The sequence below is a fragment of the Leptothrix mechoopdaensis (SeqCode) genome, assembly GCF_053893855.1.
Window position 1 is genome coordinate 2498678 of the sequence record NZ_CM132699.1, and the last position, 26876, is coordinate 2525553.

Here is a 26876-nt window from a genome sequence, read left to right on the forward strand (position 1 = left end):
TGCTCAGCCGGCCTGCAGCTGCAGCCGCGCGACGCCGCCGTAGCTGCCGACCCAGCGGCTGCCGTCCGGGCCGGTGGTCATCGAGAACACGGCGTTGCCGTAGAGCCCGTCGTGGGTCGTCAGCACGTCGAAGCGGGCCGCGCCGGCGGGGCCCGTCGGTGTCATGCGGGCCAGGCCCTGGTCGGTGCCGACCCACAGCACGCCGGCCGGATCGATCTGCAGCATGAAGACGTGGTTGCCGGGCAGGCCGTCGGCCACGGTGTAGTGGCGCCACGACTGGCCGTCGAAACGCGACAGCCCGGCGCCCCAGGTGCCGGCCCAGGCCACGCCCGCGCGGTCGACCGCCAGCGAGACGATGTAGTTCGGGTTGTAGGCGTCCTGGACGTCGCTCAGGCCCATCTCGGCCTTCTGGCGGGCGTGGTGCTGCGAGATGCTGGCCGGGTCGATGCTCGACGCCAGCGAGCCCTTCACCTGCTCATAGGGCGCGCCCAGGCCGTCGGCATGGCGCCAGTGCTGCCACTGGCCGTCGCGGTGCGCGCACAGGCCGCCTTCGGTGGCCAGCCAGAGCGTGCCGTCCGGCCCTTCGGCCAGGCCGTAGACCCAGTCGTTGGGCAGGCCGCCGGCGGTGCTGTCGACGGTGTGCAGGCTCCAGGCGCGGCGGTCGTCCAGCCGGCTGGCACGGATGCGGTTGATGCCCGACCAGGTGGCGATCCACAGGTCGCCGTCGCGGGTCTGCAGGAAGTCGTAGACGAAGGCGTCGCCCAGGCCCTCGGGCACGTTGTAGGTGCGCCAGCGCGGCGGCCGTTCGCGCTCATCCATCAGCAAGGCCAGCCCGCCACCATAGGTGCCCAGCGCGAGCCGGCGGCCGTCGCTGCCCAGGTCGATCCGGCCGACGTGGAAGATGCCGTTCGACAGCAGCCCGGCCTTGGTGTCGTACAGCCGCACCGAGCCGTCGCGCGGGTCATGCCGCACGGCGCCGCCGGAGGTGCCGGCCCACAGCACCTCGCCGTCGAGGAACAGCCGCTTGACGTTCTTGTTGCCGACGCGGAAGTGGTTGAAGTGGCGCACCGCGAGCCTGGCCGGCGCACCCTGGGCCTGAGCCTGCGCCGCCGGCCACATCGCCGCCAGCCCGAGCCCGCCGAGCAGCCCGAGCGCCGCACGCCGATGGCATCCCGTTGCCGTCATGGTCCGACCCTCACGACACCGCCGCGCGTGCCGGCCCAGACGCGCTGGTCCGGCGCCACCGCGATCGCGTAGACATGGCGGTCGGGCAGGCCGTCGGCGGTGCCGAAGGTCTGCCACTCGCCACCGGGCATCCAGCGGCTCAGCCCCTGGTCGGTGCCGAACCACAGCGCGCCGTCGGCGGTCTGCGCCAGCGCGTAGACGATGTTGCCGGCCAGGCCGTCGCGCCGGCCGATCGAGCGCCAGGCCGTGCCGTCCCAGCGCGACGCGCCGCCGCCCCAGGTGCCGGCCCAGATCGAGCCATCGGCCGCCGCCAGCATCGCGAAGACGTAGTTCGGGTTGTAGGTCGCCTGCGTGCCGGCGCTGACCGTCAGGTCGTGGCGGCGGCGCGTGCCCAGGCCGGTGTTGTCCGAGAACGGCAGGCCCTCGTCGTTGGGCCCGCCCAGGCCGTCGGCATGGGTCCACGAGCGCCATTGCCGGCCGTCGAACATCGACACGCCGCCTTCGGTGCCGAACCAGACACGGTCCTGCGCGTCGACCGCCAGGCCGTAGACCCACTCGTTGACGAGTTCCTTCAGGTAGGTCGTGAAGGCACCCGTGCCGGCGTCGACCCGGTTGGCGCCGGCCCACGTGCCGATCCACAGGTCGCCGTTGCGCTGCTGCGCGAAGCAGTAGACCCAGTAGTCGGCCAGCCCGTGCATCGGGAAGAAGGTCTTCCAGCGGCCGTCGCGCCAGCGCGAGACGCCACCCGCGTTGGTGCCGAACCACTTGTTGCCATCGCGCGTGATGCCGATCGCGAAGACGTACTCGTTGGCCAGCCCCTCGGCGCGGGTGAAGGTCTGACGGCGCCGGCCGTCGCGCAGGTCGACCTCGTGGACGCCCGCCGAGGTGCCGACCCAGACGGCGCCGCGCGCGGCCTCGACCGCCAGCGAACGCACGTAGACCGCCGGGCCGACCTCGAAGACGTCCTGCACGCGCAGCTTGACCGACGTGACCGGGGTGGCCGCCCAGCCCAGCAGCGGCAGCGCCGGCAGGCCCGCCAGCACGGCACGGCGTGACAGCAGCGGCGCCGTCATCGCCTCACCTTCAGCGTGCGCAGATGGGCGACCAGGTCGAGCATCTCGCGGTCCTTGAGCTGGCCCTGGTAGGCCGGCATGGCGCCCTGGCCGTCGCGGATCACCGCCAGCAGCGCCAGGTCGGGCTTGAGCAAGGCCGTCGGGCTGCTGAAGTCCGGCGACACCGGCATGACCGGCTGGCCGCGCACACCGTGGCATTGCGCGCACAGGCGCTGGTAGAGCGCGCCGCCGTTGGACGGGTCGGCGGCCTGCGCCAGCCCGGCGCCCAGCAGCAAAGGCAGCAGCCAGGCCACGCAGCCGGCCGGCCGCCAGCCGCGTCGCGCGGAGATCAGGAAGGTCAGGAAGGTCGACAAGGTTCGGGGCATCCGGCGCCGATCTGCGAATCCCGTGCCAGCGGCGTCGGGGTCAGTCCCGAGCGTCCCGAGCGTCCCGAGCGTCCCGAGGGTCCCGGGGTTCGCGGGCCTCGCGGTCGTCCTCCTCCAGCTTGCGGTAGAGGCTCGACAGGCCGATGCCCAGTCGCTGCGCCGCGACGCGGCGGTCGCCGCCGGCCTCGTCGATGGCGCGGCGGATCAGGCCGATCTCGAAACGCCGGACCCGCTCGCGCAGCGTCGCCTCGGGCGGCGGCGCGGGCTCTGCCGCCGCCGGTTCGGCACCGCGGGGCGGCGTGCCGGGCGCGGGCGGCGCGGCGGCGGTCGGGCCCGACAGGGTCGCGCCGCGCACCACCTCGGGCGCCAGGTCGGCCACGGTGATGCAGTCGCCGTCGGCCAGGATCGCCGCCCGGTGCAGCACGTTCTCCAGCTGGCGCAGGTTGCCCGGCCAGGCGTAGGCCAGCAGCAGGTCCTCGGCCTCCGGGTCGATGCCCAGCACCTGGGTCGCGCCCGACGGCTGGGTGCGCTGCGCCAGCAGGTGGCGCAGCAGCGCGGGCAGGTCGGCGCGGCGTTCGCGCAGCGGCGGCATCGGGATCTGGAACACCGACAGGCGGAAGAACAGGTCCTCGCGGAAGGTGCCGGCCTCGACCATCGCCGGCAGGTCGCGGTTGGTCGCCGCGACGATGCGCACGTCGACCTTGCGGCTCTGCTCGGAGCCGAGCGGGCGCACCTCCTTGGCCTCCAGCACGTGCAGCAGCTTGGTCTGCAGGCCCAGCGGCAGCTCGCCGATCTCGTCGAGGAACAGCGTGCCGTGGTCGGCCTGCACGAACAGGCCGCGGCGGGCCTTGTCGGCGCTGGTGAAGGCGCCCTTGGTGTGACCGAACAGCTCGCTCTCGAGCAGGTTGTCGGGGATGGCCGCGCAGTTGACCGGCACGAACGGCCCTTCGCGCCGGGCCGACAGCTCGTGCAGCCGGCGCGCGGTGACGCCCTTGCCGGTGCCGCTCTCGCCGGTGATCAGCACGGTCGAGTCGGTCGGCGCGACGCGGCTGATCAGCCGCTCGGTGGCCAGCATCGCCGGGGCCTGGAAGGTGTAGGGCTGACCGGCCGCGCCGCCCACCAGCACCATCGAGCGCAGCGCCCGGTTCTCCTCGCGCAGGCCGCGCATGGCCTCGATCTGTTCGAGCCGGTGGACGATTTCCTCGCGCCGGACCGGCTTGGTGATGTAGTCCCACGCGCCGGCCTTGATCGCGTCGATCGCCGAGTCGACCGAGCTGAAGGCCGTCACCATGATGAAGGTCGCCGCATGGCCCCGTTCCCGGGCGCGGCGCAGCAGCTCGATGCCGTCCATCACCGGCATGAAGACGTCGCTGAGCACGACGTCGTAGGGGGTCTGGTCGAGCCGGTTCAGCGCCTCCTGGGCACTGGCGGCACTGTCGACGGCATAACCGGCCTTGCCGATGGCCGCGGCCATCACCTGGCGGACGGCGGGCTCGTCGTCGACCACGAGCACCTGCAGCTCGGGCATGGGAACACTCCTGGGATCACGCTGTGGCGCCTTCAGGCTCGACGCCCTCGACGGGAAGCCGCAGCGTAATGCACGGAACCGAAGCGTCATCTTGAGCAAACGCAAGAGTTCCACCCAAGGCCGCCGCCAACGCGGCACAGGTCTGCAGCGCCGGCGGCAGGCCGACACCGGGCAGCGGCAGGCTCAGGCCGACCTGCGGCGGCTCGCCGGGCAGGCGGCTGACGCGGATCGGCACGCTCGCCTGGCCGCTCGCGGCATCCGATCCGGCCCGGGCCGCGATGGCCAGTCCGGCGGCGTCCAGCAGCTGCATCAGCACCTGCTGCAGCCGGGCCGCACTCAGGTTCAGGGCCGGCAGGTCCGCATCGGCGACGACCTCGAAGCGCAGGTGGCGCAGGCGCCGGTCGTGGCCCGTCAGCTCGACCGCCTGGCGCAGCAGCGCGGCCAGGTCCAGCCAGCGCTGGTCGCCTGGCAGCGGCGTGGCCGCCTCGGTCAGGCGGTGCGCGGCCAGCGCGGCGCGGCGGGTCTGCGCGACGATCTCGCGCGCGGCGGTCGCCACGTCAGCGGGATCGGCGCCCGGCTCGTCCGCCAGCTGTTCGGCCAGCCCGCCGATCACCGCCAGCGGGTTGTTGATCTCGTGTGCCACGCCCGACGCCAGCGCGGCCAGCGCGTGCATCTTGTCGTCGTGGGCGCGCCGCTCGCGCTCCAGTTCGAGGTGGCGCTCGCGTTCGGCCAGATCGGCCGCCAGCTGGTTGACCGACACCATCAGCGCGCCGACCTCGTCGCGCCGCGTCACCACCAGCGGCTCGCCACGCCAGCCCCGCACCAGGCCGCGGGCATGGGCCTCCAGCCGGCCGATGTCGCGCGCCAGCCGGCCGGCGTAGAGCAGCACCGGCACGCCCATCAGCAGCAGCCCGGCGACGGCCAGCAGCGCGGTCTCGGCGGTCACCGCATCGAACTGGCGCTGGTAGACCTGGGTCTGCGCCTCGCGCTGCTCGACCAGCCGGTCGTGGCGCGCGCTCAGGTCGTTCTTCAGGTCGGCCAGCGTGGTCCGCAGGGCCTGCCACGCGCCGTCGCTCGGGGCCGTCTTCAGCGTCTGCCAGCGCTGCTCGAACTCGCGGTAGAGCAGCGGATAGCCGGCGTCCCAGGGCTTCAGGTCCTCGAACAGGCGCTCGCAGTTCTCGACATAGACCTCCAGATCCGGCGGCGCCGGCCGGGCCCGGCCCTGCAGCGCGGCGGCCTCGGCGGGGCTCAGCGGATGGACACGCGAGAGGTCCTCGCTGGCATCGAGCCGCGCCGTCTCGACGGCCGCCAGCGCCAGCGCCAGCAGCCGTTCATGCCGGCTGACCGACTGAAGGCCCTGCAGCTGCGTGTCCAGCTGCGCACGCTCGACCGACACGAACAGCGCCGATCCGCCCAGCATCAGCAACAGCGCCAGCAACGCCCAGCCGGCCTGCGCCCGCAACGACCGCCAGCGCGGCCAGCCGGCGGGGTCGACCGCAACGGCCGCTACCGCATCGGGTACACCGCTTGCAACGGCGCTTGTCGTTTCGGAGAGCCCTGTCATGACGTCTGTCGTTCGGTCCGTGGAGCGCGCTGCGCGCGTGGTCGTGATCCTGTCCGGTCTACTGTCGGCCGCCCTGCCCGCCTTCGCCGACGCGCTGGACGACGGCCAGGCCGCCATCCGTCGCAAGGACTACGCCGCCGCCATCAAGCTGCTCGAACCGCTCGCCCGCAACGGCCAGGCCGTCGCGCAGCTGCGTGTCGGCGAGTTGTACTACCACGGCCACGGCGTCGCCGAGAGCAACGACATCGCCTTGACCTGGTTCGAACGCGCCGCACGGCAAGGCCTGGCCGAGGCCCAGTACCACCTCGGCAACATGTATGCCTACGGCCTCGCCGACCCCGGCAACGACCGCGACCCGGCCCGCCTCGCCGCCCAGTGGTACTTCGAGGCCGCCCGCCAGGGCCACGCCAACGCGCAGTACAGCCTCGGCATCCTGTTCCTGACCGGCACCGGCGTGATCCAGGACCCGAAGGAAGCCGAACGCTGGATCCGCAAGGCCGCCGAACAGGGCCACGCCGACGCGGGCCTCTACCTCAAGGGCCGCTGAGCGCGCCGCCACGCCCAGAGTCGGGAAAGGCTTCCCGGATTCGGGAAGAGGCGGTTCCCGACTGTGGGCAAGGGATGGCGCCGCCGGAGGGCGGCGGGTCGTGGTGTGTTGGCGGCTGCAGGGGCGTGTCTCGCCAGGCCGCTGACCCCCTCCCCCCGGTGCCCGGGGTACTCCCCCTTGGCAGGGGGAGAGTTGAAGGCGAGGCGCTCATCGACACGGCAGTTCTCGGTCGACTCTCCCCCTGCCAAGGGGGAGTACGCCAACGGCGGGAGGGGGTCAGCGCCCTCCGCAACTGCGCCGCCCTCCCGTCACGTCACCACCCCAATTCCCCTCCTCCGGAGGGGTACGCCGTAGGCGGGGGGTGGTGGTCTTCGGGCTGTCGCGCCCTGCCACCAAACCACCCCGTCAGGCTCCGCCTGCCACCCCTCCGGAGGAGGGGAACGAAGATCCGTCGCCCTCCGGCGACGCTGTTAGATCGCGCCCTGGTGCGGACTCGTCGACACGAACGGCACGCCGAAGAAGGTCAGGAAGGCGAGCGTGAAGACGACCGACAGGCACAACGCGAAGCGCACGGGCGACGGGCGGAAGGTGACGCGGGCGTGCAGCGTGGCGGCCAGGGCGAGCCAGGTCAGGAAGGCCCACGTCTCGAGCGGGTCCCAGCCCCAGTAGCGGCCCCAGGCGTCCTGGGCCCAGACGGCGCCGACGGTCAGCATCGCGCCCTCGAAGACGAAGGCGAAGGCGGCGCAGCGGTGGGCCAGGGTGTCGCAGTGGCGTTCGCCGGGCAGCGCGGCGGTCCAGCGGCGGCCGGTGGGGCTCAGGCGCAGCAAGGGCACCGAGGCCCAGGCCAGCGCCATCAGCAGCAGGCCCAGGAACAGCTTGCCGACCAGCGTGTGCAGGTAGAGCAGCACCGTCTCGTAGGTCGGCGGCAGATGGCCCGGGCGCGGGTCGGCCAGCAGCAGCCACAGCGCCAGCAGCGCCAGCACCGGCAGGACGGCCGGCCAGAGGCGGCGCAGCGCCGGGCTGATGGCGGCGCCGACGGCGTAGACCAGCGACAGGCTCCACAGGTTGCTGCTGAGGATCTCGTGCATCGTCGTGAACGGCCCGTGCCCGAGCGTGACCCAGCGCAGCAGTAGCGAGACCGTGTGCAGCGCGATCGCCAGCAACGCCAGTGCCTGCGCCATGCGGGGCCATGCTGGATGTGCTGGCTCACTCACTGAGCCACCCCGCGCCGCCGACCGCATCACCGCCCAGACGCCCGGCAAGGCCGACGCCGCATACAGCAGCAGCGCGGCATGCAGCCAGGGCTGGTCGATCAGCGCGGATGCCGTGTTCATCGGGCTTCTTCCGCGACAGGCGCCAGACCGGACGGCCGCGCGAACTGCCGCGCGTAGTGCCAGCCCAGCGATGTCACGGCCAGCAGCGCCAGCCCCAGCAGCCAGGACAGGCTCAGGTCGTAGCTGACGCGGTAGCCCATCCACGTGCGCAGTTCGAGGTAGTCGAGCCGGCCGCCCTGCAGGTCGACCGAACCACCGGGCGACAGCGTCAGGCGCTGCTCGGCGCCGTCGTGCCCGGGCAGGCGCAGCACCAGCGTGCGGTCGTCGGGCAGGCGGAAATGGCCGGCGGTGTCGGGGTCGATCAGGGCTGGGTCGACCGGCAGCTGCAGCCACAGCGGCGGGCCGCCGGGCGGTTGCCAGTCGATCGACTGGCGCAGCGCCTGGGCCGGGAAGCTCGGCAGGTGCAAGGCACCGACCGCCGCCGCGCCGCCGACCGGCGTCCAGCGCAGCAGCGGCGCATAGCCCTTGTTCGGGCTGGTGTAGATGCGGTAGCCGCGCAGCAGCAGCGGGTGGTGGTCGCCGATGACGTCCTCGCGCGGGCGGCCGTCGGCATCGGTCCAGTGGACCCGGTTGCGGGTCGGGCCGCGCTTGAGGCCGGGCGCGTAGTCGATCTCGAAACCGCTGTGCGCGAAGCTCAGCTGCGCCAGCCGGTCGGGGTGCCAGCGGCCGGCCACGCCGTCCATCAGCGTGCCGTCCCAGGGCACTCCCTCGGTCAGCTCGAAGCGGCCGTCCAGCGCGGTCATGCGGCCCAGGCCGGCCGCCACGACCAGCCCGAGCAGCGCCAGGTGGAAGACCAGCAGCGGCACCTGCCGCCGCAGCGTCGGGTGCAGCGCGAGGGCGACCAGCAGGTTCAGCGCCAGGAACAGCAGCGCGACGATCAGACCGACGCCCAGCCAGTCGCTGCGGAAACGCCCGACCAGCACGGCCATGCCCAGCAGCGCCATGCCGGCCAGCGCGGTGCGCAGCGAGCCGAAGTGGGCGACCAGCGGCGGCACGCTCATGGCGGGTTGCTGCAGACGTCCTTCATCCAGTCCTTGCCGCTCAGCGCGCTGTTGCCGTTGGTGCCGAAGGTGGTGGCGGACGCGGCCGAGCCGCAGTTGGTGTCGGACCAGTTGCCGCTGGTCGCGAAGGTGCGGACCTTCAGCTTGGCGTTGAGGTAGTACGGCTCCTGGTTGTAGGCCTGGCCGGGCGCGTTCTCGCGCCATTCCTCGTTGCCGGCCCGGCCGGCCTCGGGGCCGACGTCGTTGAGATTGACGAGGAAGGCCTTGTTCTTCCAGCCGTGCGGCACCGCCGTGTGGCACCAGTCGCAGCGGATGCGGCCGATCTTGTTGGTGTGGAAGGCGTGCAGGTTGCCCTGGTTGCCATTCGAGAAGCCGGTCGTGCCGGCCCCGCCGGTGCTGGCGTAGGTGGCCTCGTTGTGGCACTTGAAGCACAGCGCGTTGGCCGCGCCGCCGCTGCCCACGCCGGTGTTCCACACGCCCTTGAGCAGGAAGGGGTTGGCCGAGCCGTGCGGGCCCCAGGGCGCGCCGTCCTCGCCGCCGTTGGGCACGACGGTGGTGGCCGCCGTGCTGCTGCCGTGGCAGTCGCTGCAGTACATCGTCTGGCTGCCGATCGCGTTGCCCCACGGCGCGCGGAAGGCGCTGGCACTCGGCGCCGAGCGGCCGGTGCCGTCCATCACCGGATGCCACGAGCGGTGGTTGTTGGTCGCGAAGTTGCTGCCCGCGCCCGAGTTGGCCGACGTGGTGTCGCCCTTGTGCGTCAGCGGCGCCTGGAACTCGCGCGCCTGGTTGGTGTAGACGGTCAGGTTGTTGGTGCCCGGCGCCGTGCCGCCCGCGTGACCCAGCGCCGGCCGGCTGCCCAGCGGGTAGGTGTTGTTGTCCGGATAGGCATGGTCCGAGTGGCACTTCAGGCAGACCTGGTACTCGCGCGTCACGTGGGCCGCGCTGACCGCCGTGTCGATGCTGTTGCCCGGGTCGCCGCGCTTGACGGTGTAGCCGCTGGGCAGTTGCTGGAACGAGGTCGAGCCATAGACCGGCTCGACGCCCCAGGTGCCGCGCAGCACGCCCGAGGCGATGTTGGTGTGGGTGTAGCCGGCGGCCTCGTCATGCCGATGCGTGCCGGCCGGATCGGGCGCGCCGGCCAGCCCGCCCAGGCCACCGCTGCCGCCGGTGAACTGGCGTGCCTTGATGACGCGGTGCGGGTTGTGGCAGTCGGTGCATTCGGCGTGGCGGCGCGCCAGCCGGGCGCGGCTCTCGATGAAGTCGGCGCCGCAGCGGTTGGCCGGGCCGTTGCAGTCGACGCCCGGATCGGTGAAGCGCCCGCCGATGTCGTGGACCTCGTCGGGCGCGTTGCCCTGGTCGGCGCTGGTGATGGGCATGCGCACGGCCGAGGCGAAGTCGGTCTCGATGTCGGGCACCTGCAGGTTGCTGGTCAGCACCGAACGGGCCGCGCTGGTGTGGCACTGGTAGCAGGTCTCCTCCAGCGCCGGGTTGCCGCCCTGGCGCGGTGCCAGCGGGTTGGCGGCCGGACGGGGCGCGTCGGTGCCCTCGCGGGTCAGGCGGCGCGCGCCGGGCACCGTGTGGGTGTCGTGGCAGTTCAGGCAGCCGGCCTTCCAGACCGGCAGGCCGGGCGGGAACTCGCGCAGCGCGGCGGCGGCGTCGCGGTAGGTCTCGTCGGCGACGTCGGGCCGGGCATGGGCGGAATAGGCCCAGCTGCCCGAGGCCAGGTTCTTGTCGTGACAGCTCAGGCAGACGATGTCGGTCGCGGCGCTGTGGCTGGCCGAAGGCGCGGCCTCCTGGAAGCGCTGGGCGCGCAGGAACTTCTGGTTGCCCTTGCTGGCGTCCAGCTCGCGGATGTGCGGGTCGTGGCAGGTGGCGCACTGCACCTGCCCGGCGCCGTTGACGCCGGTGGGCTGCAGCGGCATCAGCGGCTTGTAGCCGGGGGCGCGCACCCCCACCACGCTGCCGCTGCCGGCCGGCCAGCGCTGCTGGGCGTCGACGCCACGCAGCTCGCCGTCGCGCAGCGCCAGCGCGCTGTCGAAGGTCAGCGAGATCGGGTGGTCGTTGCGCAGGTCGGTGCCCAGGTTGCGGGTGAAGCCGCTGGTGGTGCCCTCGCCGACCGGCATCGTGCCGCCGGGGCCGGTGCCGGTCATCGGGATGCTGGCGCCGGCCAGGCCATTCAGCACGTTGACGTTGCCCAGCGCCAGCGTGCCGTCGTGGCAGGACAGGCAGAGCTTGCTGCTGCCACCGGGCAGGCCGCTGAAGCCGTCGACGATGGCCGCCGCGTCGAGCGATTCAGACGCATACGGCGTGTAGGTGCTGCCCGCCGGCACGCGCCGGTTCCACAGCGGCGCGCTCAGCGTGGTGCCGCCGGCATCGGTCTGGCTGGCGCCATGCGGGGTGTGGCAGAACACGCAGACCTGGTCGGTGCCCCCGGCGGCGGCGTGGGTCGTGCCGGGGCCGTTGACCGACAGGTTGTGGCGCGTGCCGCGGATGTCGGAGACCCGCTGCGCGCGGGTCGGCCCGACCCAGGCCAGCGCCAGCAGCAAGGCCAGCAGCCCGGCCACGGCGACGCCGCCCAGGCCCGGGCGCCAGGCCCGGCCGGGTCGCGACAGCAGCAGGTCGACGGCCTTCATCGGATCGCTCCGGCGCCGTCCGGCGGCGCCTCGGTGCCGGTCGGGCGCAGGCGCGCCAGCCGGGCGTTGAACATGTCGGCCACCAGCACGTCACCGTCCGGGGCCACCCACACGCCCGAAGGCAGCAGGAAGCGGGCCACCGGCGGCATGGCGGCAGAGGCCGGCCCGATCGGCAGCAGCAGCCGGCCGTCGGCGTCGTAGACCAGCACGGTGTCGTGGTAGGACTCGACCACGTAGACGCGCCCTGCCCCGTCGACCGCCACGCCCTTGGGCCGCACCAGCTGGCCCAGCACCATGCCGCGCGAGCCGATCTGGCGGACCGGCGCGCCGTCATCGGCCCGCAGCACCTGCACGCGGGCGTTGAGGCTGTCGGTGACGTAGAGCAGCCCGCCGGCCAGCGCCAGATGGGTCGGCGCGTTGAAGCGGCCCGGCTCGCTGCCCGGACCGCCGAAGGTGCGTTCGAGCCGCCCGGCCGCGTCGAACACCTTGATGTCGTGGGCGCGGGTGTCGGCGACGTAGAGCCGGCCGGTCGTGGCGTCGCGCGCCAGGCCGGTCGGGCGCTGCAGCTGGCCGCGGCCGATGTCGCCGCGTGGCTCGCCGCGTGGATCGAGCCGGACGACCCGGCCCAGCTCGGCATCGGCGACGTCCAGCCCGCCGTCCGCTGCGGGTGCCAGGCCCACCGGCGAGACCCAGTTCAGGCCCGGGCCGGCACGTTCCCACAGCGCCAGCGTGCCGCCGGCCAGGTCGAAGACGAAGATGGCGCGGCGCCCGGCGTCGCTGACGAACAGCCGGCCACCGGCCGCGCCGTCCCGGCCATCACCGCTGACGGCGCTGGGCCGCTGCAGCTGCAGCGGTGGTTCGTCGGCCCCGTCCAGCCCGGCGATCCAGCGACCGACGCGGCGCCACAGGCCGGTGCCGCCAGCCGGTGCCGGGCGCTGCAGCTCGGCCTCGCCGGTCAGCTGGCCGCCCCAGGCGTAACGGGCCGGCTCGGGCCGTGCCGGCCAGACCAGCGGCGGCGCGCCGGGCGAGCGGTCGACGCCGTCCATCGCGTAGTGCCAGGTGCCGGGCAAGGGCGCGCTGGCGCAGCCGCCGAGCAGTGTCAGCGTCGCCAGGAACGCCGTTGCGGCGACAGCGGCCAGGCGCTTCATCGGCCGCCCTCGATCAGCCGGAACAGCTGCACCGAGCCGAGCCGGTCGGCCACCGCGAGCCAGCCGTCGTCCATCGCCAGGGCGGCCGGCTGCTGCACCCGCAAGTCGGCGGCCGACAGCCATTGCGCCGGCTGGCCGGGCACGTGCAGCCAGACGGCGCGTTGCTGCGCGTCCAGCACGGCGACACGGCCGCGTGCATCGGCGGCCAGCGCAACCGGCTGGCGCAGTTCGCCGTCGCCCAGCACATCGAGCGCTCGGCCGTCGCGCAGGTCGACGCGGCGCACCCGCGCCAGCCGGCGTTCGAGCAGGTAGACGGTGTCGCGGCTGGCCGCGATGGCATCGGCCGCCGCGCCGGGGGCCGGTTCCGACCAGGGCTCGGCCCAGGTCGCGCCGCGCAGTTCGAACCAGCGCCCGCTGCTGTCGTCGGCCACCAGCAGCCGGTTGCCGATGCCGGCCAGCACGAAGCCGACCGGCGAGGCCAGCTCGCCCAGCCCGATGCGGCGGATCAGCTGCCCGCCCGGCGACAGGTTCAGCAGCTGGCGGCCGGGGCCATCGAGCGCCCACAGGCTGGCGTCCGGCCCGATCGCCAGCACCGTGCGCGGCGTGATCGCCAGCCCGGCAATCGGCGGCAGCACCGTCCAGGCCGGCAGGCTGGGGGAGATCCGGACCAGCCGCCCGAGCCCCGCATCGGCCACCAGCAGCTCGCCGGCCCGCAGCGCCAGGGCGACCGGACCGAGCAGCCGCACCGGCGGGCCGCCCTGCGGTGCCGCCAAACCCGGCAAGCCGGGCAAGGTCGGCAAGCCGCCAGCCCCCGGCAGCGCCAGCGGGCCGCTGCTGTAGCTGCGCCAGTGCTGCAGCGTGACCGGGCCGGACGGCAGGGTCGACCCGGGCGGCGGCGCATCGTCGGGCCGGGTCGGTGGGCCGGAACAGGCCGCGAGCCCCAGGCCACCGATCGCGGCTGCGGCGCCGGCCCCGATCAGGCAGCGGCGACGGCTCGGCGAGCTGGGGGAAGTTGGCACGAGCTGGTTCATGTCGACATTCCTCACCACCGCCCCGGGCCGGACGTCTGCGCGCCGCCCTGGATGCCGCTGGACAGGCCCTTCAGCCCCGAGTGGCACAGGTCGCAGCGGTCGGGGCCCCAGGCGACCTGGTTGTTGTGGCAGGCGCCGCAGAACTTGCCGTCGACGATGTCGTTCATGCGGACCTGGTTGGCGCCGGCCCGCATCTCGAAGCCGAGTTCCTGGTGGCAGACCTTGCAGCGGAAGCGGATGCGGTGGAACCAGTGCGGAAAGATCACCGGCCGCACGCCCTCGGCGTCGGAACGCTGGTTCAGCACGACATCGCCGTATTCGGCCTGCGCGGGTGGCGTCAGGCACAGGGCCAGGGCCATCACCCAACCCGCCAAGACGATGGCCCGGCGCGTCATGGCGAGCCTCCTGCCAGCGGCTTGACCGGGCCGACGTCCGGCCGGCCGCGCAGGCTGTCGTTGGGCACGCTGTGGCAGCGGTTGCATTCGGTCAGCGGGAAGGACACGGCGCCGTGGCAGACGCCGCACTGCTCGCCGTCGAGGATGCGCTGCATCGAGAAGCGCGTCGCGCCGGCCTTCTGCGGGAACAGCCGGTCGTGGCAGTTGGCGCAATCGAGCCAGAGCGTGTGCTGGCGGTGCGGGAACAGCACGGCCGGCATCGAGCCGTACTTCGAGATGATCAGGTCCTGGTCGCGCACGCGCACCGGCGTCGACGCGCTCAGGTTGGCACGCGGCTGGATCACGCCCTGGTCGAGCGCCTGGACCCAGCGCACCTGGTTGCCGGCGGTGTCGCGCGGCAGGGCCGCCAGCGCCTCGGCAGGCTGCTGCAGCAGGCCGATGGCCGGGTTGCGCGGATCGTGCAGCCCGTCGTCGGCGAGTGCGGTCCACGGCGACGCCGGCCGGGGCGCCGACGCCGCCACCGCCGCCGGCCGCGCCGGAGAGGTCTGGGCATGCAGCGGCCCGACCGCCATCAGGACGGCCCCGATCAGCGCGAGCCAGCACCGCTTCGTCATGCGCCCTTTCTCATCCGGGGATGTAGACACCGCCGGCGCGGATCGCCCGCACCAGTTCCTTGGTCGAGTTCTCGAGCGTCCGGATCGCCCCGGCGTGATCGCCCGCCTTGGCCTGCGCCTCGGCCTCGCCGCGCAGCGTGGTGGCCTTGTCGACGAAGGGCTGCATCAGTGGCGGCATCGCGCCCTGGGCGTCCTTGCGGTCGGCCAGCAGGACGGTGATCAGCATCTTGTGCGTGTCGTTGCGGTCGATCTCGTAGTCGTATTCCTCGCGCGGCGACGCGAAGTTCAGCGAGCGCACCAGCGTGTCGCCACGCCGCAGCGACTCGATCGACACACGCGCGCTCAGGTAGGCGCGGTCCAGCAGCGGCCGGGCCTCGTCGATGCGGCCCTGGCGCGCCAGCGCCTGCGCCTCGGCCAGCCGGCGCTCGATCTCGCGGGTCGCGTCGCGGGCCTCGCGGGTGACCGGGCGGCTGGTGGCCGACGGCGCGCTGGCGGCCTTCTCGTCGGTGATGCGCTGCTGCGCGGCCAACAGTGCGCGGGTGCTGTCCAGCCGGGCATCGAAGTCGCGCCGGGCCTTCTCGCCGGCAACCTGTTCGGGCTTGGCCAGCCGCACGCCGGCCATCATTTCGCGCGCCGCCTCGTCGAGCAGCCGCAACGCCCGCTCGGCCTCGCCGGCATCGAGCGCCTGGCCGGCCTCGCGGTGGATCAGCCGGGCGTTGTCACGCCGCTCGCGGGCGGCGGCATCGCCGCTGCGGTCGATCTGCTGGGCGGCCGACGAGCGCTCGATCAGGATGCCGATCGACTGCAGCCGGCGCGCCAGCATCGCCGGGTCGTAGGGCTGGGCCGACCGGGGCGGCGGCGGGGCCGAAGTGGCGGACGCGGCGGGGGCGGCGGCCTGCGCGGCCGTCTGCGCCCGCACGGGCGCGGACAACAGCGGCACGGCCAGCCCGACCGACAGGGCAAGGACAACAAGGGCCTTCATGGCGAGTTTCCGGTGGGCGCGGGCGTGGACAGCCCGGCGGTGGACAGGGCGCGCTGGACCTGCAGCACGGCATTGCGCAGGTCGGCGATGGCCTGATCGAGCTCGCCGGCCTGCTGGCGCTGCAACGCCTGGCCCTGCAGCGCCGACGCGGCGGCGGCGTAGCGTTCGACCAGCGCCAGCGCGGACGGCGCGGGCTTGAGGTCGCGCACCGCCAGCGGCAGCAGGTCGGCCAGCGCGTGGTACTGGTTCAGCGCCAGCGCATAGGCCTCGGCCGGCGTCGCGGCGCGCTGGGTGTAGTCGAGCGTCGCGTTCTGCACGCCCCGGTAGTAGCCGGCCAGCAGCAGCTTCTCGGCCCGCGACAGGGCCGCGATGGCGTCGTCGTGACGGCCCTGCGCACCTTGCTGGCGGGCGCTGTCGAGCAAGGCGGTGGCGCTGGCCAGGTCGGCGCTGTCCTGCGCGGACAGCTCGGCCTGACGGCCGCGCCAGGCCTCCACCAGCCGTTCGGTGCTGGCCTGCAGCTCGGCATGGCGGCGCTGTTGCTGGGCCACGCGGGCGGCGTTGTCGGGCACCAGCCGGCGGGCGTTGCCGAGGTGGCGCAAGGCGTCGTCGATCGCCTTGCGGGCCTGCACGAGGTCGCCGCGCGCCAGCAGGTCGGCGGCCAGCGCGTGGTGGACACGGCCTTCGTCGAGGTGCGCCTTGGCCTCGACATGGCCGCTGGCGGCGATGCGCTGGGCGGTCGGCGAATCGGCGATCAGCATGGCGGCCAGGCGCAGCTTCTGTTCGAGCTGGGTGCGCAGCGCGGCGTCGTCCGGGGCGGCCGTCTGCGCCTGCACCGGCAGGACCCCGGCACCGGCCAGCAGACAGGCCGCGGCCATGCGCTGCCAGCCCCAGCCGATGCGGGGGGCGCGGGGCAGCGCGACGGACCGGTCCAGGCTCAAGGCTTGCGCTCCGTCGCCGCCGCGCTGGCGGGCGTCGGCTCGGCCTTCTTCTTCGAGTGGCACAGCCGGCATTCGGACACCGGGAAGGCGACCTTGCCGTGGCAGACGCCGCACTTCTGGCCCAGCAGGATCGCGGCCATGCTGATCTGGTTCGAGCCCTTCTGCGGCATGAAGATCGCCGGGTGGCAGTTCGAGCAGTCGAGCCATTCGGTGTGCTGCTTGTGGGGGTAGACCACATCGGGCATCGAGCCCTTGACCTCGCGCACGATGTTGAGGTCCATGACGACGGCGGCGGCGTCCGGATCGAGCCGGTCCCAGCGCGGCGCGATGGCCTTGCCTTCGAGCGCCTTGACCCAGTCGACGTGGTTGCCCGCCGGGCTCTTGGGCAGTTCGGCGAAGGCGGTGGCCGGCGGCTGCAGCTGCAGCGTCATGTCGTTGGTCGGGTCGTGGATGCCGGAATCGACCGCCGGCCGGTTGTGGCGCGCGGCCGGCTTGAGCAGCCGGTTGAAGGCGTTGACCTCACGCGACGGCGCCGGGTTGGGCACCACCGCCCGGTTGGCCGGCGGCGCGGCGGCGGGCTCGGCGGCGGCGACGGCCACGGGCGCCGCCGCAGGGGCAGGGGCAGGTGCTGCGGCGGCTGCGGGCGCCGGTGCGGGTGCAGCGACCTTCACATCTGCCTTCACATCGGCCTTCACATCGGCCTTCGCCGCCTTGGCCGGCGCCGATGCCGCCGCCGCTGCGGGCTTGGCCGCTGCCGGTGCGGCGGCCGCGTCGGACGGCTGGCTGCCGCCGCTCATCATGTAGGCGACGACGGCGCGCAGCTGGTCGGGCGACAGGTCCGGCCGGCCGCCCTTGGGCGGCATGCCCTTGGCGGTGCCGGCGGTGGCGCTCTTGACCAGGCCGTCGAGGCCACCGGCGGCCTTGGCGCGCGGGGTCCAGTCGGCGGCATTGCCGAACTTCGGCGCGCCCAGCACGCCCGAGGCGTGGCAGCCGGCGCAGATGCCGTCGTAGACCTGCTTGGCGAAGGCGCGGTCGGGCGCCTGGGCGCGGGCCGGCGCGGTCAGGCCGAAAAGGCCGATCAGGCCGATGAGGCCGACAACGGCGGCGAGTGCCAGCGAGGCGGCGCCGAGCCGGCGACGGGTCACGGTGCGGGGGTGGTGGGCGTGCATCGCGGTCGACCTAGCGTTTGGTGGCGGGAGCGGCCGGTGCGGCCGTCGCGGCGGAGGCAGCGTTCGCGGCCGCAGCCGGCGAACTCGGCACGTTGACCCCGAAGCGCTGCAGCGTGCTCTCGTGGACCTGCGTCGGCGTGCCGGGCTTGCCGGCATGGCACAGGTTGCAGTTCTCGGCCGACCAGGCGACCTCGCCGTTGTGGCAGGCGCCGCAGTACTGGCCGTCGATGATCTTCAGCATGTTGATCTGGTTGCCGCCAGCCTTGAACTGGAAGCCCAGGTCGGCATGGCAGACCTTGCAGCGGAAGCGCACGCGGTGGAACCAGTGCGGGAACACGACCGGCCGCATGCCCGCCGCGTCCGAGTAGTTGTTGATGACGATGTCGCCGTATTCGGCGCGCGCCGGTCCGGCCAGGCCCAGCCAGAACGACAGCAGCGCGAGCGCCAGCAGGGACAGCCACCGCGCGCGGCAGATGCTCAAGGGTTTCAAGACGGTCTCCTGCAGGTGGGGATGGGGGTGGGATGCAAGGTCATGGACGGGCCGATGGCAAGGGTTCAGAAGCGCCGCAGCGCCCGCGCGCCGATCAGGCTGACGGGCCGGCCGTCGACCCGCGCGGCACGCGCCAGCAGGCGCAGTTCGAGCTGGCCGACGGTGTGGTCGAGCCGGTTCTCGATCGAGGCGGTGACACGCTCGCGCAGCGCGTCGATGTCGCCGGCCGCGCGGCTCTCGAAGGACTGGCTGTTCACGGTCAGCGTGGCCGTGTAGCGCAGCCGCGGCACGTCGGCCACGCGCAGGTGCTCGTAGCTCAGCGAGCCGCTGTAGAACGGCAGCCAGCCCGGTCCGCCGAGCCGCGTCTGGCCGGTGAAGACGTCGATCTGCGTGGTGTCGCTGCGGCTGCCCTGGGCGGTCAGGTTGCCGTTCCAGCTGCTGTAGCGGCTCAGGCCGGCGCGGCGGCTGAACTGGACGTTGAGGAGCTGGAAGCGACCCCCTGCGCCAGCAGTTGAGCCGGTCACGCCACCGCCCGCGCCGGCCAGCGTGCGCGAGTCGCTGTAGGACGCGCTGGCGTAGCCGTAGGAGGCCGTGTCGCCGCCGCCCGACAGGCCGCCCTGCCAGTACAGGCCGACCGTGTGGGCCAGCGCGCGCACGGTGCTGTCGACCTGGCTGTCGTGCAGGGCGCCCAGGCTCTGGCTGAGCTGCAGCGACAGGCTGCCGCCGTCGTCGCCCAGCCAGTCGCGGCCCAGGCCGTGGTTGAACTGCGCACCCTCGGTGCGGCGGGTGCCAGCCGGTGCCGTGCCGGCGGACGTGGCGACCACGCCGGTGCTGCGGCTCAGGCCCAGGCTGGCCGACACGCCGGGCGTGTAGCGCCAGGCGGTCGCACCGGGTGTCGCGGCATCGCCCAGCAGCACGCCGACCGGCGCCCAGCCGAGCGTGACGTTGCCGGTCTGCACCGTGCTGGCCGTCGACGGCACGACGCCCGGTGCGGCGGCGGAGGCCCCGCTCAGGTCGGTGTCGATGCGGGTGCCCGACCAGCCGCCCGACACGCGCCAGGCCGGCGTCAGCTCGCGTGTCGCGCCGAGCGCGAGGTTGGCGGCGCGCAGCCCGGACCGGCTGCGGCTGTCGATGCCGGCGGCGCGGCTTTCGGTGCCGGTGTCGGCCTCGATCAGCCGGGCGCTGCCGGTCAGCTGCAGCGGCGAGCTGCCGGCGCCGTCGACCTCACGGCCCAACACCGGCCGCCAGCTGGCGAAGCTGGCGATCTGGCGGATGTCGGTCTCGGTGTCCTGCCGGTTGCCGAGCAGGCCGGCATGCAGGCGCACCTCGTTCCAGGTCGCCAGCGTGTCGAGCTGCACGTCGCCCTGCGGCTGCCAGGCGTGGCGGGCGCTCACGTTCGCGTAGCGGCTGCGGTCCTCGCTGTCGCTGCGGGTGTTGCGGCTGAGCTGGCCGCTCCATTCGAAGCGGTGCGCGTCGCGCTGCTGCAGCGCCTGGGCGCGCAGGCTGTCGACCGTGTCGGTGCTGCCCGACAGGTTGCCGGTCAGCGTGTCCAGCGCGCTGTGTTCGAGGTTGATCGCGTAGATGTCGCGGCCGTCCAGCGGGCGCCAGCTCTGGTCGACCTGCAGGCGCCGCATGCGGTAGTCGCTGCCGACGTGGTCGCCGCGCACCCGGCTGTCGCTGACGTCGGCGCGCAGCTCGAACGGGAAGCGGCTCTGCGGGAACACCGACACGGCGACGTTGCCGGTGCCGGCGTGGCTGGTCGCGGTGGTCGAGCCGTCCGACTGGCGCGAGACGTCGCGCGCCACCAAGGCACCGAAGCCGCCGCGCAGCTGGATGAACCACGGCTCCCAGACGTGGGTCGCCCACTGCAGCTCGGCATAGCTCAGGCCCTGGGTGTTGCGGCGGCCGTCCTCCAGCCGCTGGCGGCGCAGGTCGAGCGAGACGCTGCCGCCCAGCCGCACTGGCGCGAAGCCCCAGACGATGTCGCCGGCCGGCGTCGCGTCGCGGCCGGCGGTCGGGCCGCCGTCCTCCAGCGCGCGGGCGGCCGATTCGTCGACCGCGCCGATCACCGGGCCGGGTGCCGGTCCGGGCGTGAACGCCGCCGCGTCGACCGGCGCGGCGCGCAGCATCAGCAGCGCGCTGGCGGCGGCCACCGGCAGCAGTCGACTGGAGCTTCCCCGGCGCATCGCTGACATCCGTGACACGCGGGTCCGTCCGGCCGGCCGGCGCTCAGCCGGCCCGCGCCCTGGGGTCCTGGGCCGGCAATGGCGCATAGACGCTCTCGTCGATCTGGACCGGCGTGGCCGCGCGCAGGCGCTCGATCAGCGCGCGCCAGCGGGCCTCGCCCTGGTCACGCAGCCACAGGTCGACGGCCCGCTCGCGGACCTCCGCCAGCGGCCGTTCGCGGGCCGCGCGGCGGTCGTCCAGGCGGATCAGCGCGACGCCTTCGAGCACCTGCACCGGCGCCGACAGCTGGCCCGGCTGCAGAGCGTCGACGACGCCGTGCAGCGCCTCGGGCAGCATGCCGCGGTGGATGTAGTCGAGCCGGCCGCCATCGGCGGCGGACGCATCGGCCGACTGCAGCCGCGCGGTCTCGGCGAAGTCGGCACCGGCCTTCAGGCGCGTGTGCAGCTCGGCCGCCTCGGCATGGGCGGCGTCCCAGACGGCCTGCTTCGAGCTGGCCTCGACCTTCAGCAGGATCACGCTCAGGCGGACCTGCTCGGGCTCGACGAAGCGGTCGCGGTGTTCGGCATGCCAGGCCCGCAAGGTGGCGTCATCCGGTGCCGCGACGGCCTTGACGCCGGCCTGCAGCCGCTCGATCAGCGCGTCGCCCTCGAACTGCGCGCGCCACGCCGCCAGCATGCGGTCGCGGTGATCGGCATCGAGCCCGGCGGACTGGCTCAGTCGCTGAGCCTGCGGCCGGAGCTGGGCCTCGACCCGCGCCGCATCGGCCTGCAGGCCCTGGCGACGGGCCTCGGCCAGCAGCAGCTGGCGGTCGACCAGCGCCTGGCCGATCTCGCGCTGGAAGGCGGCCACCTCGGCCTCGGGCGGCTTGGCGTGGTAGTACTTCTGGCGCATCGCCACGCCCAGCGCGCGGCGGTAGTCGCCCCGGGTGACGACCAGATCGCCGATGCGGGCGAACGGCTGCGCATCGGCCGCCAGCGCGGCGGCCGACGGCAGGCCGGCGGGGGCGTCCTGTGCCGGCGCCCGGCCCGGCCACGCCAGCAGGGCGGCGCACAGCAGCAGCCCGGGCAGCAGCCCGAGGGGGGTGCCGAGGGGACCGTGCCAGCGCCGTGTCATGCCGCGTTCCTCACTTGACGTGGCAGGTCGTGCAGACCGCACTCGACGCGTTCGAGATGCGCAGGAAGGTCTCGCCGGCCACCTGGCCGGTGCCGGCCGGGCCGGGCTGGCCGCTGGAGACGTGCGGGTCGTGGCAGCTGGCGCACTCGACCAGCGGGCCCAGGCCGCCGGTGGCGCGCTGGTACAGCGGCAGGTCGGTGCGCTGCTTGCCGGCGCCGCCGGTGTCGACCCAGAAGACCTGGTTGCCATTGATGGTCTGGGTCTGCGGCTGGCGGAAGTCGCCGTCGTTGCAGGTGCCCGAGACGGTGGTGCCGCTGCCGCTCAGGCCGCCACCGCAGTACTGGATGCCGATCGGGTGGTCATTGGACAGGTCGGTGCCCAGCAGGCCCGGGCCACCGCTGATGCGGCCGGTCGCGCTGACGCTGCTGCCGGTCCACGTGTAGGCGCGGCCGTCGACGCCGCCACCATCGGCCACCACGCCGCCCGAGCCGGGCGCGTTGATGACGTTGTCCATCGCCTGCGTGCCGTCGTGGCAGGACAGGCAGGCCATCGAGATCGAGCCGACCGGCGCGACCGTGCCGTCCAGCGACGGGGTCTGCAGCGTGTCGTAGGTCTTGTAGGTGCCGCCACCGGCCGGCGCACCCGCCGCGCCCAGGCGCTTGTTCCACAGCGGCGCGGGCGCGTTGACGTCGGCACCGTGCGGCGTGTGGCAGAACACGCAGATCTCGGCCGTGTCGGAGGTCGCGTTGCGACCGGCCAGTCCGGGGCCCGAGCCGAGGTTGTGGCGGGTGTCGGCGATGCCGGCCGAGACGCTGTCGGCCTGCATCACGCCGCTGGCCACCAGCAGCACCGCGCCCAGGCCCGCCAGCAGGCGACGCCAGCCCGGTGCGAGGGTCCTGGCTTTCCGATCGATCACGACGTTGTGCTGCATTCCATGCCTCCGCACGGCCTGCCGCGTCCCCCCGCCCGATCGGGCAAGCCCAGGGCGCGACATGGCACTCCGGTCAGCAGCTTCTGTGCCATTCGTCACGCGCCGTTCACCCTGCCCACAGGCACGCCGTCTTGAGCAAGGCCGGGAATGGGCCGGCCTGCGGCTCCCGCAATCAGGAAGGCGGCTTCCCGAGTTCGGGAAATCGGACGCGTCAGCGCGGCGCCGCCGGACCGGCCAGCAGCCCTGCCCCGGCGGCCAGCGCGGCCGGCCGGTAGATGTCGACCTTGCGATACCACTGGTCGACCAGCACGACCCGGCCGTCCTCGTCGACGGCGATGCCCGAGGGCAGCATGTAGCGGGCGGGCGCGTCGCGCTCGGAGCGTTCGCCGACGAACAGCAGCAGCGTGCCGTCCGGGTCGAAGACCTGGAAGTTGCCGAAGGCCGTGTCGACCACGTAGACGTTGCCGTCGCGGTCGGTCGCGATTTCCTTCGGCCGGGCGAACTGGCCGTACTGCTTGCCGACGCTGCCGAAGTGGCGCAGGAAGCGCCCCTGCGCGTCGAACACGACGACGCGGAAGTTGCCGCCGTCGACGACGTAGAGCCGGCCGTCGCGGCCGATCGCGATGTCGCGCGGCAGGTTGAACTCGCCCTCGCCGCTGCCGCGCCGGCCGATGTCCTGCCGGTGCGCGCCGGTGCGGGCATCGAACACGCGGACCCGGTGCAGCTCGCTGCCGACGCCGCCGATGTCGACCGCCAGCACGCGCTCACCGGCCGCGTCGACCGTCACGCTGGTCAGGCGCGAGAACCACTCGGCCCCGCCGATGCGGCGCAGGAAACGCCGGTCCGGCCCGTAGACCAGGATCGCGCGCGCGCCGATGTCGGCCACGTACAGGCGCCCGGCGGCGTCGACGTCCAGCCCGATCGGCTTGATCAGCTGGCCCTCGCCGTCCTCCTCGCCGATGCGGTGGTGCTGGCCGGCGGCGACGTCGAACACCCGGACATGCCGCGCGACCGTGTCGGACACGAAGATCCGGCCGCGCCAGACCGCCACCGCGTAGGGCTTGACCAGCGGCTCGCCGACCACCTGCTCGCCGGTCACGAAGCGGCGCAGCTCGCTGGCCTTGCTGCCCGGCAGGATGTCGGCGCTGGAGCGGATGCTGCGTTCGAAATAGAAACGCGGCTCGTCCGGCGGCGGCGGGAACACCGGCAGGTCGACCGGCGCGGCAACGGGTGCCTTGGGCGGCAACATGCAGCCGCCCAGGCTGCCGAGCCCGGCCAGTCCGGCCACCGACAGGCCGCCCAGCACGGCGCGGCGCGTGATCGGGAAGGAAGGGGTCGTGTCGATCGGCAGGGTCATCACCGCCTTGCCATGCACACGATGTGCCAGACACCGGCCGGTGCCGACGTGGCAGGCAACTTGCTCGACGCTCCCGCGATGAAACCCACGATGAAGCCCGCCCTCCAGACCCGTCGACGGCCCTTGCACGGGCGCTTCGCTGCCGCGCTGTTGAGCCTCGCCGCGCCGCTGGCCGTCGCCGGCGACCGGGGCGAGCGCCTGCACAGCGGCGCCGACGGCGCGGTGCTCTACCACCACTACTGCTCGGTCTGCCACGGCGACCAGGGCAACGGCCGCAGCCGCGCGACCGCCGCGCTGTCGACGCCGCCGCGCGACTTCACCTCGGCGGCGGCCCGGCGCGACCTGAGCCGCGAGCGGATCATCCGGTCGGTCACCTTCGGCGTGCCCGGCACCGCGATGGTCGGCTGGCGCACGCAGCTGTCGACGGCCGACATCGAGACGCTGGCCGACCACCTGCGCGCCACCTTCATCCAGCCCGATCCGGCCGCCGCCGCAGCGGCTGGCGGCGGCGCCGATGCCATCTCCGGCACCCGCGCCCACGGCGGTCACGCCCTGCCCGGCCCGCTGCCGGCCGGCGCGGCGCCACGGCCCTATCCGGACGGCCTGAAGGGCGACGCCGCCCGGGGCGCCGCCTACTACCGCGTCAACTGCGTCGCCTGCCACGGCGAACGCGGCGACGGCCAGGGCCCGCGCGCCTACTTCATCCGCCCGGTGCCGCGCGACTTCCTGACCCTGCCCGACCCGGCCGGCTGGGACCGCGCCCGCGTCTGGCAGGCCATCGCCGACGGCCGCCTCGGCACCGAGATGCCGGCCTGGCGGCAGGTGCTGGACGCCCAGCAGATCGCCGACCTGGCCGAGCACGTGCTGACGCGCTTCATCCAGTCGCCCCGGGCCGCGAAGGCGCCGTGAGCGGGCTGCTCAAGCGCCTCGCGGTGGCATGGCTGATCGCGACGGCCGGGTCGCTGGCCGTGGCTCAACCAGCCCCGGATCAAGACGCCCGCCACGAACGCGGCCGGCGCCTGTACGACGGCCTGTGTTACTTCTGCCACGGCTATGCCGGCGACGCCCGCACGCTGGCCGCGACGCTGCTGAGCCCGCCCCCGCGCGACTTCACCGCCTCGCCCGGCCTGGACGCCGCCCAGGTGCTGCGCGCGCTGCGCGAGGGCCGGCCCGGCACCGCGATGACCGCGTTCACGTCACGGCTGGACGACGAGGCGATGGCCGTGCTGGCCGACTACGTCGTGCGCGAGTTCGTCCAGCGCCGCGCGCGCCAGTCGCGTTATCACAGCGCAGAGAACGGCTGGCCCGACCACGACCGCCACGCCGCCGCCTTCCCGTTCGCAGAAGGCCGCATCGGCCTGGACGTGCCGCCCGAGACGCTCGGCGAGCGCGAACGCGCCGGCCGCGCGCTGTTCCTGTCGGCCTGCATCAGCTGCCACGACCGCAGCCGCCAGGACGACCCCGGCCCGGTCTGGCAGCCGCGCCCGCTGTCCTACCCGCGCCCGGGCTTCGCGCCCGGCCAGCACGCGATCGCCCCACCGCCGATCGACGCGGCCCGCGACGGCGGAAAAGGCTTCGACGCCATCTCCGCCCCGAGCGCCTACGCCCGCCACGACCGCGCCCCGGTCATCCCCGGCCTGACCCGCCGCGAGCGCCAGGGCGAGGCGCTGTTCCTCGCCAACTGCGCCTTCTGCCACGGCGCCGACGCGACCGGCCGCAACTGGATCGGCCAGTTCATGGAACCCCCGGCCCGCGACCTGACCGCCCTGCCCCCGGCCGCCCGCACCCCCGCCCACCTGCGCCGCGTCATCCGCGACGGCCTGCCCGGCACGTCGATGCCGGCCTGGCGGCAGGTGCTGCAACGGGAGCAGGTGGAGGCGGTGGTGGCCTATCTGCGCAAGCGGCTGAAGTAGCGACTGCCCTGGCGCCTGACGTCGGTCACCGGTCCAGCGCCGGCCGTTTCGGGTCGAAGGTCCAGCCGGGGATCAGGTACTGCATCGCGACCGCGTCGTCGCGGGCGCCGAGGCCGTGTTCGCGGTAGAGCTGGTGGGCGCGGTCGACCTCGGCCATGTCGAGCGTGATGCCCAGGCCGGGCTTCTTCGGCACGTCGACCAGGCCGCCGCGGATCTGCAGCGGCTCGGTCGTCAGGCGCTGGCCGTCCTGCCAGATCCAGTGGGTGTCGATCGCGGTGACGCGGCCCGGTGCGGCGGCGGCGACGTGGGTGAACATGGCCAGCGAGACGTCGAAGTGGTTGTTCGAGTGCGAGCCCCAGGTCAGGCCCCAGTCGCGGCAGGTCTGGGCGACGCGGACCGAGCCGGCCATGGTCCAGAAATGCGGGTCGGCCAGGGGGATGTCGACCGACTGCAGGCTCAGCGCGTGAGCCAGCTGGCGCCAGTCGGTGGCGACCATGTTGGTGGCCGTCGGCAGGCCGGTGGCACGGCGGAACTCGGCCATGACCTCGCGGCCGGAATAGCCGTCCTCGGCGCCGCACGGGTCCTCGGCATAGGCCAGCACGCCGCGCATGTCGCGCATCAGCCGGATGGCTTCCTTCAGGCGCCAGCCGCCGTTCGGGTCGAGCGTGACACGCGCCTTCGGGAAACGCTCGTGCAGCGCGACGATCGCCTCGATCTCCTCGTCGCCGCGCAGCACGCCGCCCTTGAGCTTGAAGTCGTTGAAGCCGTAGCGCTCGTAGGCCGCCTCGGCCAGACGGACCACCGCGTCGGCCGTCAGCGCGGGCTCGCGGCGCAGCCGGGACCAGTCGTCGGCGGCGTCGGGCTCGCGCAGGTAGGGCAGATCGGTCCGGTCCGGATCGGCGACGTAGAACAGGTAGCCCAGCATCTCGACCTGCTCGCGCTGCTGGCCTTCGCCGAGCAGCGCGGCGACCGGCACGCCCAGGTGCTGGCCCAGCAGGTCAAGCAGCGCCGACTCGATCGCGGTGACGGCGTGGATGGTCGTGCGCAGGTCGAAGGTCTGCTGGCCGCGACCGCCGCTGTCGCGGTCGGCGAAGCGGCGCTGGACCTCCTGCAGCAGCCGCTGCTGCGAGCCGAGCGGCTGGCCGACGATCAGCTCGCGCGCGTCCTCCAGGGTCTGGCGGATCTTCTCGCCGCCGGGCACCTCGCCGACGCCGGTGCGGCCGGCGCTGTCGGTCAGGATCAGCAGGTTGCGGGTGAAGAACGGCCCGTGCGCGCCGCTCAGGTTCAGCAGCATGCTGTCGCGGCCGGCGACCGGGATGACGCGCAGCGCGGTGATCAGGGGGGTGTCGATGGTGTGATCGGTGGTGCTCATGCGGCC

24 protein-coding genes are annotated in these 26876 nt (G+C 73.8%); 3 read left to right on the forward strand and 21 right to left on the reverse strand.

All coding sequences use genetic code 11. From position 1 onward, the window contains the following. Window positions 1-3: 3 nt before the first annotated feature. The 5 genes from ACWA7K_RS10910 to ACWA7K_RS10930 are packed head-to-tail and all read right to left on the reverse strand — an operon-like array spanning window position 4 to window position 5715. Window positions 4-1185 (reverse strand): ligand-binding sensor domain-containing protein, encoded by a 1182-nt coding sequence (locus ACWA7K_RS10910; RefSeq protein ID WP_456168430.1) that lies wholly within the window; start codon window positions 1183-1185, stop codon window positions 4-6. Then, window positions 1182-2258 (reverse strand): ligand-binding sensor domain-containing protein, encoded by a 1077-nt coding sequence (locus ACWA7K_RS10915; RefSeq protein ID WP_456168432.1) that lies wholly within the window; start codon window positions 2256-2258, stop codon window positions 1182-1184. Before ACWA7K_RS10915 ends, ACWA7K_RS10910 begins: the two co-directional genes overlap by 4 nt. Continuing rightward, on the reverse strand, window positions 2255-2623 hold the full coding sequence (locus ACWA7K_RS10920; protein WP_456168434.1) for a c-type cytochrome: 369 nt from the start codon (window positions 2621-2623) through the stop codon (window positions 2255-2257). Before ACWA7K_RS10920 ends, ACWA7K_RS10915 begins: the two co-directional genes overlap by 4 nt. A gap of 40 nt (window positions 2624-2663) precedes the next feature. After that, window positions 2664-4151, reverse strand: coding sequence for a sigma-54-dependent transcriptional regulator (locus ACWA7K_RS10925; protein ID WP_456168436.1), 1488 nt, complete (start codon window positions 4149-4151; stop codon window positions 2664-2666). 16 nt (window positions 4152-4167) lie between these two features. After that, complete coding sequence (locus tag ACWA7K_RS10930; RefSeq protein WP_456168438.1) at window positions 4168-5715, reverse strand: sensor histidine kinase; 1548 nt, start codon at window positions 5713-5715, stop codon at window positions 4168-4170. On the opposite strand from ACWA7K_RS10930, the gene ACWA7K_RS10935 reads away from it, so the two are divergent. Continuing rightward, the gene (locus tag ACWA7K_RS10935) at window positions 5714-6262 is read left to right on the forward strand and encodes a tetratricopeptide repeat protein (protein WP_456168440.1); all 549 of its coding nucleotides are present in this window, start codon (window positions 5714-5716) and stop codon (window positions 6260-6262) included. The genes ACWA7K_RS10930 and ACWA7K_RS10935 overlap by 2 nt on opposite strands. A 470-nt stretch (window positions 6263-6732) precedes the next feature. Here ACWA7K_RS10935 and ccsA read toward each other — a convergent pair whose 3' ends face one another. The 15 genes from ccsA to ACWA7K_RS11010 form a co-directional block, all read right to left on the reverse strand. Then, window positions 6733-7596: a cytochrome c biogenesis protein CcsA gene (ccsA, locus tag ACWA7K_RS10940; RefSeq protein WP_456168442.1), complete on the reverse strand. Its 864-nt coding sequence runs from the start codon at window positions 7594-7596 to the stop codon at window positions 6733-6735. Then, window positions 7593-8597, reverse strand: coding sequence for a hypothetical protein (locus ACWA7K_RS10945; RefSeq protein WP_456168444.1), 1005 nt, complete (start codon window positions 8595-8597; stop codon window positions 7593-7595). Before ACWA7K_RS10945 ends, ccsA begins: the two co-directional genes overlap by 4 nt. Further along, window positions 8594-11230: a cytochrome c3 family protein gene (locus ACWA7K_RS10950; RefSeq protein ID WP_456168446.1), complete on the reverse strand. Its 2637-nt coding sequence runs from the start codon at window positions 11228-11230 to the stop codon at window positions 8594-8596. Before ACWA7K_RS10950 ends, ACWA7K_RS10945 begins: the two co-directional genes overlap by 4 nt. Next, entirely contained in the window at window positions 11227-12378 is a 1152-nt protein-coding gene (locus ACWA7K_RS10955) for a 6-bladed beta-propeller (RefSeq protein ID WP_456168448.1), read from the reverse strand. The genes ACWA7K_RS10950 and ACWA7K_RS10955 overlap by 4 nt, the downstream gene beginning before the upstream one ends. Then, window positions 12375-13409, reverse strand: coding sequence for a hypothetical protein (locus tag ACWA7K_RS10960; RefSeq protein ID WP_456168450.1), 1035 nt, complete (start codon window positions 13407-13409; stop codon window positions 12375-12377). The genes ACWA7K_RS10955 and ACWA7K_RS10960 overlap by 4 nt, the downstream gene beginning before the upstream one ends. An 11-nt stretch (window positions 13410-13420) precedes the next feature. Then, window positions 13421-13804 (reverse strand): c(7)-type cytochrome triheme domain-containing protein, encoded by a 384-nt coding sequence (locus ACWA7K_RS10965; protein ID WP_456168452.1) that lies wholly within the window; start codon window positions 13802-13804, stop codon window positions 13421-13423. Next, the gene (locus ACWA7K_RS10970) at window positions 13801-14418 is read right to left on the reverse strand and encodes a c(7)-type cytochrome triheme domain-containing protein (protein WP_456168454.1); all 618 of its coding nucleotides are present in this window, start codon (window positions 14416-14418) and stop codon (window positions 13801-13803) included. The genes ACWA7K_RS10965 and ACWA7K_RS10970 overlap by 4 nt, the downstream gene beginning before the upstream one ends. A gap of 10 nt (window positions 14419-14428) precedes the next feature. Continuing rightward, a complete protein-coding gene (locus ACWA7K_RS10975; protein WP_456210449.1) occupies window positions 14429-15400 on the reverse strand; it encodes a hypothetical protein in 972 nt (323 codons plus the stop codon). After that, complete coding sequence (locus ACWA7K_RS10980) at window positions 15397-16338, reverse strand: hypothetical protein (RefSeq protein ID WP_456168458.1); 942 nt, start codon at window positions 16336-16338, stop codon at window positions 15397-15399. The genes ACWA7K_RS10975 and ACWA7K_RS10980 overlap by 4 nt, the downstream gene beginning before the upstream one ends. Beyond that, complete coding sequence (locus tag ACWA7K_RS10985; RefSeq protein WP_456168460.1) at window positions 16335-17507, reverse strand: c(7)-type cytochrome triheme domain-containing protein; 1173 nt, start codon at window positions 17505-17507, stop codon at window positions 16335-16337. The genes ACWA7K_RS10980 and ACWA7K_RS10985 overlap by 4 nt, the downstream gene beginning before the upstream one ends. A 10-nt stretch (window positions 17508-17517) precedes the next feature. Beyond that, window positions 17518-17997: a c(7)-type cytochrome triheme domain-containing protein gene (locus ACWA7K_RS10990; protein ID WP_456168462.1), complete on the reverse strand. Its 480-nt coding sequence runs from the start codon at window positions 17995-17997 to the stop codon at window positions 17518-17520. Window positions 17998-18062: 65 nt separating this feature from the next. Beyond that, entirely contained in the window at window positions 18063-20183 is a 2121-nt protein-coding gene (locus ACWA7K_RS10995; RefSeq protein WP_456168464.1) for a hypothetical protein, read from the reverse strand. A gap of 43 nt (window positions 20184-20226) precedes the next feature. After that, window positions 20227-21297 (reverse strand): peptidylprolyl isomerase, encoded by a 1071-nt coding sequence (locus ACWA7K_RS11000; RefSeq protein ID WP_456168466.1) that lies wholly within the window; start codon window positions 21295-21297, stop codon window positions 20227-20229. A 10-nt stretch (window positions 21298-21307) separates the two neighbouring features. Beyond that, entirely contained in the window at window positions 21308-22228 is a 921-nt protein-coding gene (locus ACWA7K_RS11005; protein WP_456168468.1) for a hypothetical protein, read from the reverse strand. Between the two features lie 211 nt (window positions 22229-22439). Further along, window positions 22440-23585: a 6-bladed beta-propeller gene (locus ACWA7K_RS11010; RefSeq protein ID WP_456168470.1), complete on the reverse strand. Its 1146-nt coding sequence runs from the start codon at window positions 23583-23585 to the stop codon at window positions 22440-22442. A gap of 90 nt (window positions 23586-23675) precedes the next feature. Between ACWA7K_RS11010 and ACWA7K_RS11015 the strand changes: the two genes are divergently transcribed. Both ACWA7K_RS11015 and ACWA7K_RS11020 read left to right on the forward strand, forming a co-directional pair. After that, window positions 23676-24494, forward strand: a complete 819-nt coding sequence (locus ACWA7K_RS11015) for a c-type cytochrome (RefSeq protein WP_456168472.1) — start codon at window positions 23676-23678, stop codon at window positions 24492-24494. Then, window positions 24491-25498, forward strand: coding sequence for a c-type cytochrome (locus ACWA7K_RS11020; protein WP_456168474.1), 1008 nt, complete (start codon window positions 24491-24493; stop codon window positions 25496-25498). Before ACWA7K_RS11015 ends, ACWA7K_RS11020 begins: the two co-directional genes overlap by 4 nt. Window positions 25499-25523: 25 nt before the next feature. Here ACWA7K_RS11020 and gudD read toward each other — a convergent pair whose 3' ends face one another. Continuing rightward, window positions 25524-26870, reverse strand: coding sequence for a glucarate dehydratase (gene gudD, locus ACWA7K_RS11025; protein WP_456168476.1), 1347 nt, complete (start codon window positions 26868-26870; stop codon window positions 25524-25526). Window positions 26871-26876 lie beyond the last annotated feature (6 nt).

Bases quoted from the DNA above. Each gene is read 5' to 3' on its own strand.
- ACWA7K_RS10910 (WP_456168430.1), bottom strand. From the start codon at position 1,185: ATGACGGCAACGGGATGCCATCGGCGTGCGGCGCTCGGGCTGCTCGGC.
- ACWA7K_RS10915 (WP_456168432.1), bottom strand. From the start codon at position 2,258: ATGACGGCGCCGCTGCTGTCACGCCGTGCCGTGCTGGCGGGCCTGCCG.
- ACWA7K_RS10920 (WP_456168434.1), bottom strand. From the start codon at position 2,623: ATGCCCCGAACCTTGTCGACCTTCCTGACCTTCCTGATCTCCGCGCGA.
- ACWA7K_RS10925 (WP_456168436.1), bottom strand. From the start codon at position 4,151: ATGCCCGAGCTGCAGGTGCTCGTGGTCGACGACGAGCCCGCCGTCCGC.
- ACWA7K_RS10935 (WP_456168440.1), top strand. From the start codon at position 5,714: ATGACGTCTGTCGTTCGGTCCGTGGAGCGCGCTGCGCGCGTGGTCGTG.
- ACWA7K_RS10930 (WP_456168438.1), bottom strand. From the start codon at position 5,715: ATGACAGGGCTCTCCGAAACGACAAGCGCCGTTGCAAGCGGTGTACCC.
- ccsA (WP_456168442.1), bottom strand. From the start codon at position 7,596: ATGAACACGGCATCCGCGCTGATCGACCAGCCCTGGCTGCATGCCGCG.
- ACWA7K_RS10945 (WP_456168444.1), bottom strand. From the start codon at position 8,597: ATGAGCGTGCCGCCGCTGGTCGCCCACTTCGGCTCGCTGCGCACCGCG.
- ACWA7K_RS10950 (WP_456168446.1), bottom strand. From the start codon at position 11,230: ATGAAGGCCGTCGACCTGCTGCTGTCGCGACCCGGCCGGGCCTGGCGC.
- ACWA7K_RS10955 (WP_456168448.1), bottom strand. From the start codon at position 12,378: ATGAAGCGCCTGGCCGCTGTCGCCGCAACGGCGTTCCTGGCGACGCTG.
- ACWA7K_RS10960 (WP_456168450.1), bottom strand. From the start codon at position 13,409: ATGAACCAGCTCGTGCCAACTTCCCCCAGCTCGCCGAGCCGTCGCCGC.
- ACWA7K_RS10965 (WP_456168452.1), bottom strand. From the start codon at position 13,804: ATGACGCGCCGGGCCATCGTCTTGGCGGGTTGGGTGATGGCCCTGGCC.
- ACWA7K_RS10970 (WP_456168454.1), bottom strand. From the start codon at position 14,418: ATGACGAAGCGGTGCTGGCTCGCGCTGATCGGGGCCGTCCTGATGGCG.
- ACWA7K_RS10975 (WP_456210449.1), bottom strand. From the start codon at position 15,400: ATGAAGGCCCTTGTTGTCCTTGCCCTGTCGGTCGGGCTGGCCGTGCCG.
- ACWA7K_RS10985 (WP_456168460.1), bottom strand. From the start codon at position 17,507: ATGCACGCCCACCACCCCCGCACCGTGACCCGTCGCCGGCTCGGCGCC.
- ACWA7K_RS10995 (WP_456168464.1), bottom strand. From the start codon at position 20,183: ATGCGCCGGGGAAGCTCCAGTCGACTGCTGCCGGTGGCCGCCGCCAGC.
- ACWA7K_RS11000 (WP_456168466.1), bottom strand. From the start codon at position 21,297: ATGACACGGCGCTGGCACGGTCCCCTCGGCACCCCCCTCGGGCTGCTG.
- ACWA7K_RS11005 (WP_456168468.1), bottom strand. From the start codon at position 22,228: ATGCAGCACAACGTCGTGATCGATCGGAAAGCCAGGACCCTCGCACCG.
- ACWA7K_RS11010 (WP_456168470.1), bottom strand. From the start codon at position 23,585: ATGACCCTGCCGATCGACACGACCCCTTCCTTCCCGATCACGCGCCGC.
- ACWA7K_RS11015 (WP_456168472.1), top strand. From the start codon at position 23,676: ATGAAGCCCGCCCTCCAGACCCGTCGACGGCCCTTGCACGGGCGCTTC.
- gudD (WP_456168476.1), bottom strand. From the start codon at position 26,870: ATGAGCACCACCGATCACACCATCGACACCCCCCTGATCACCGCGCTG.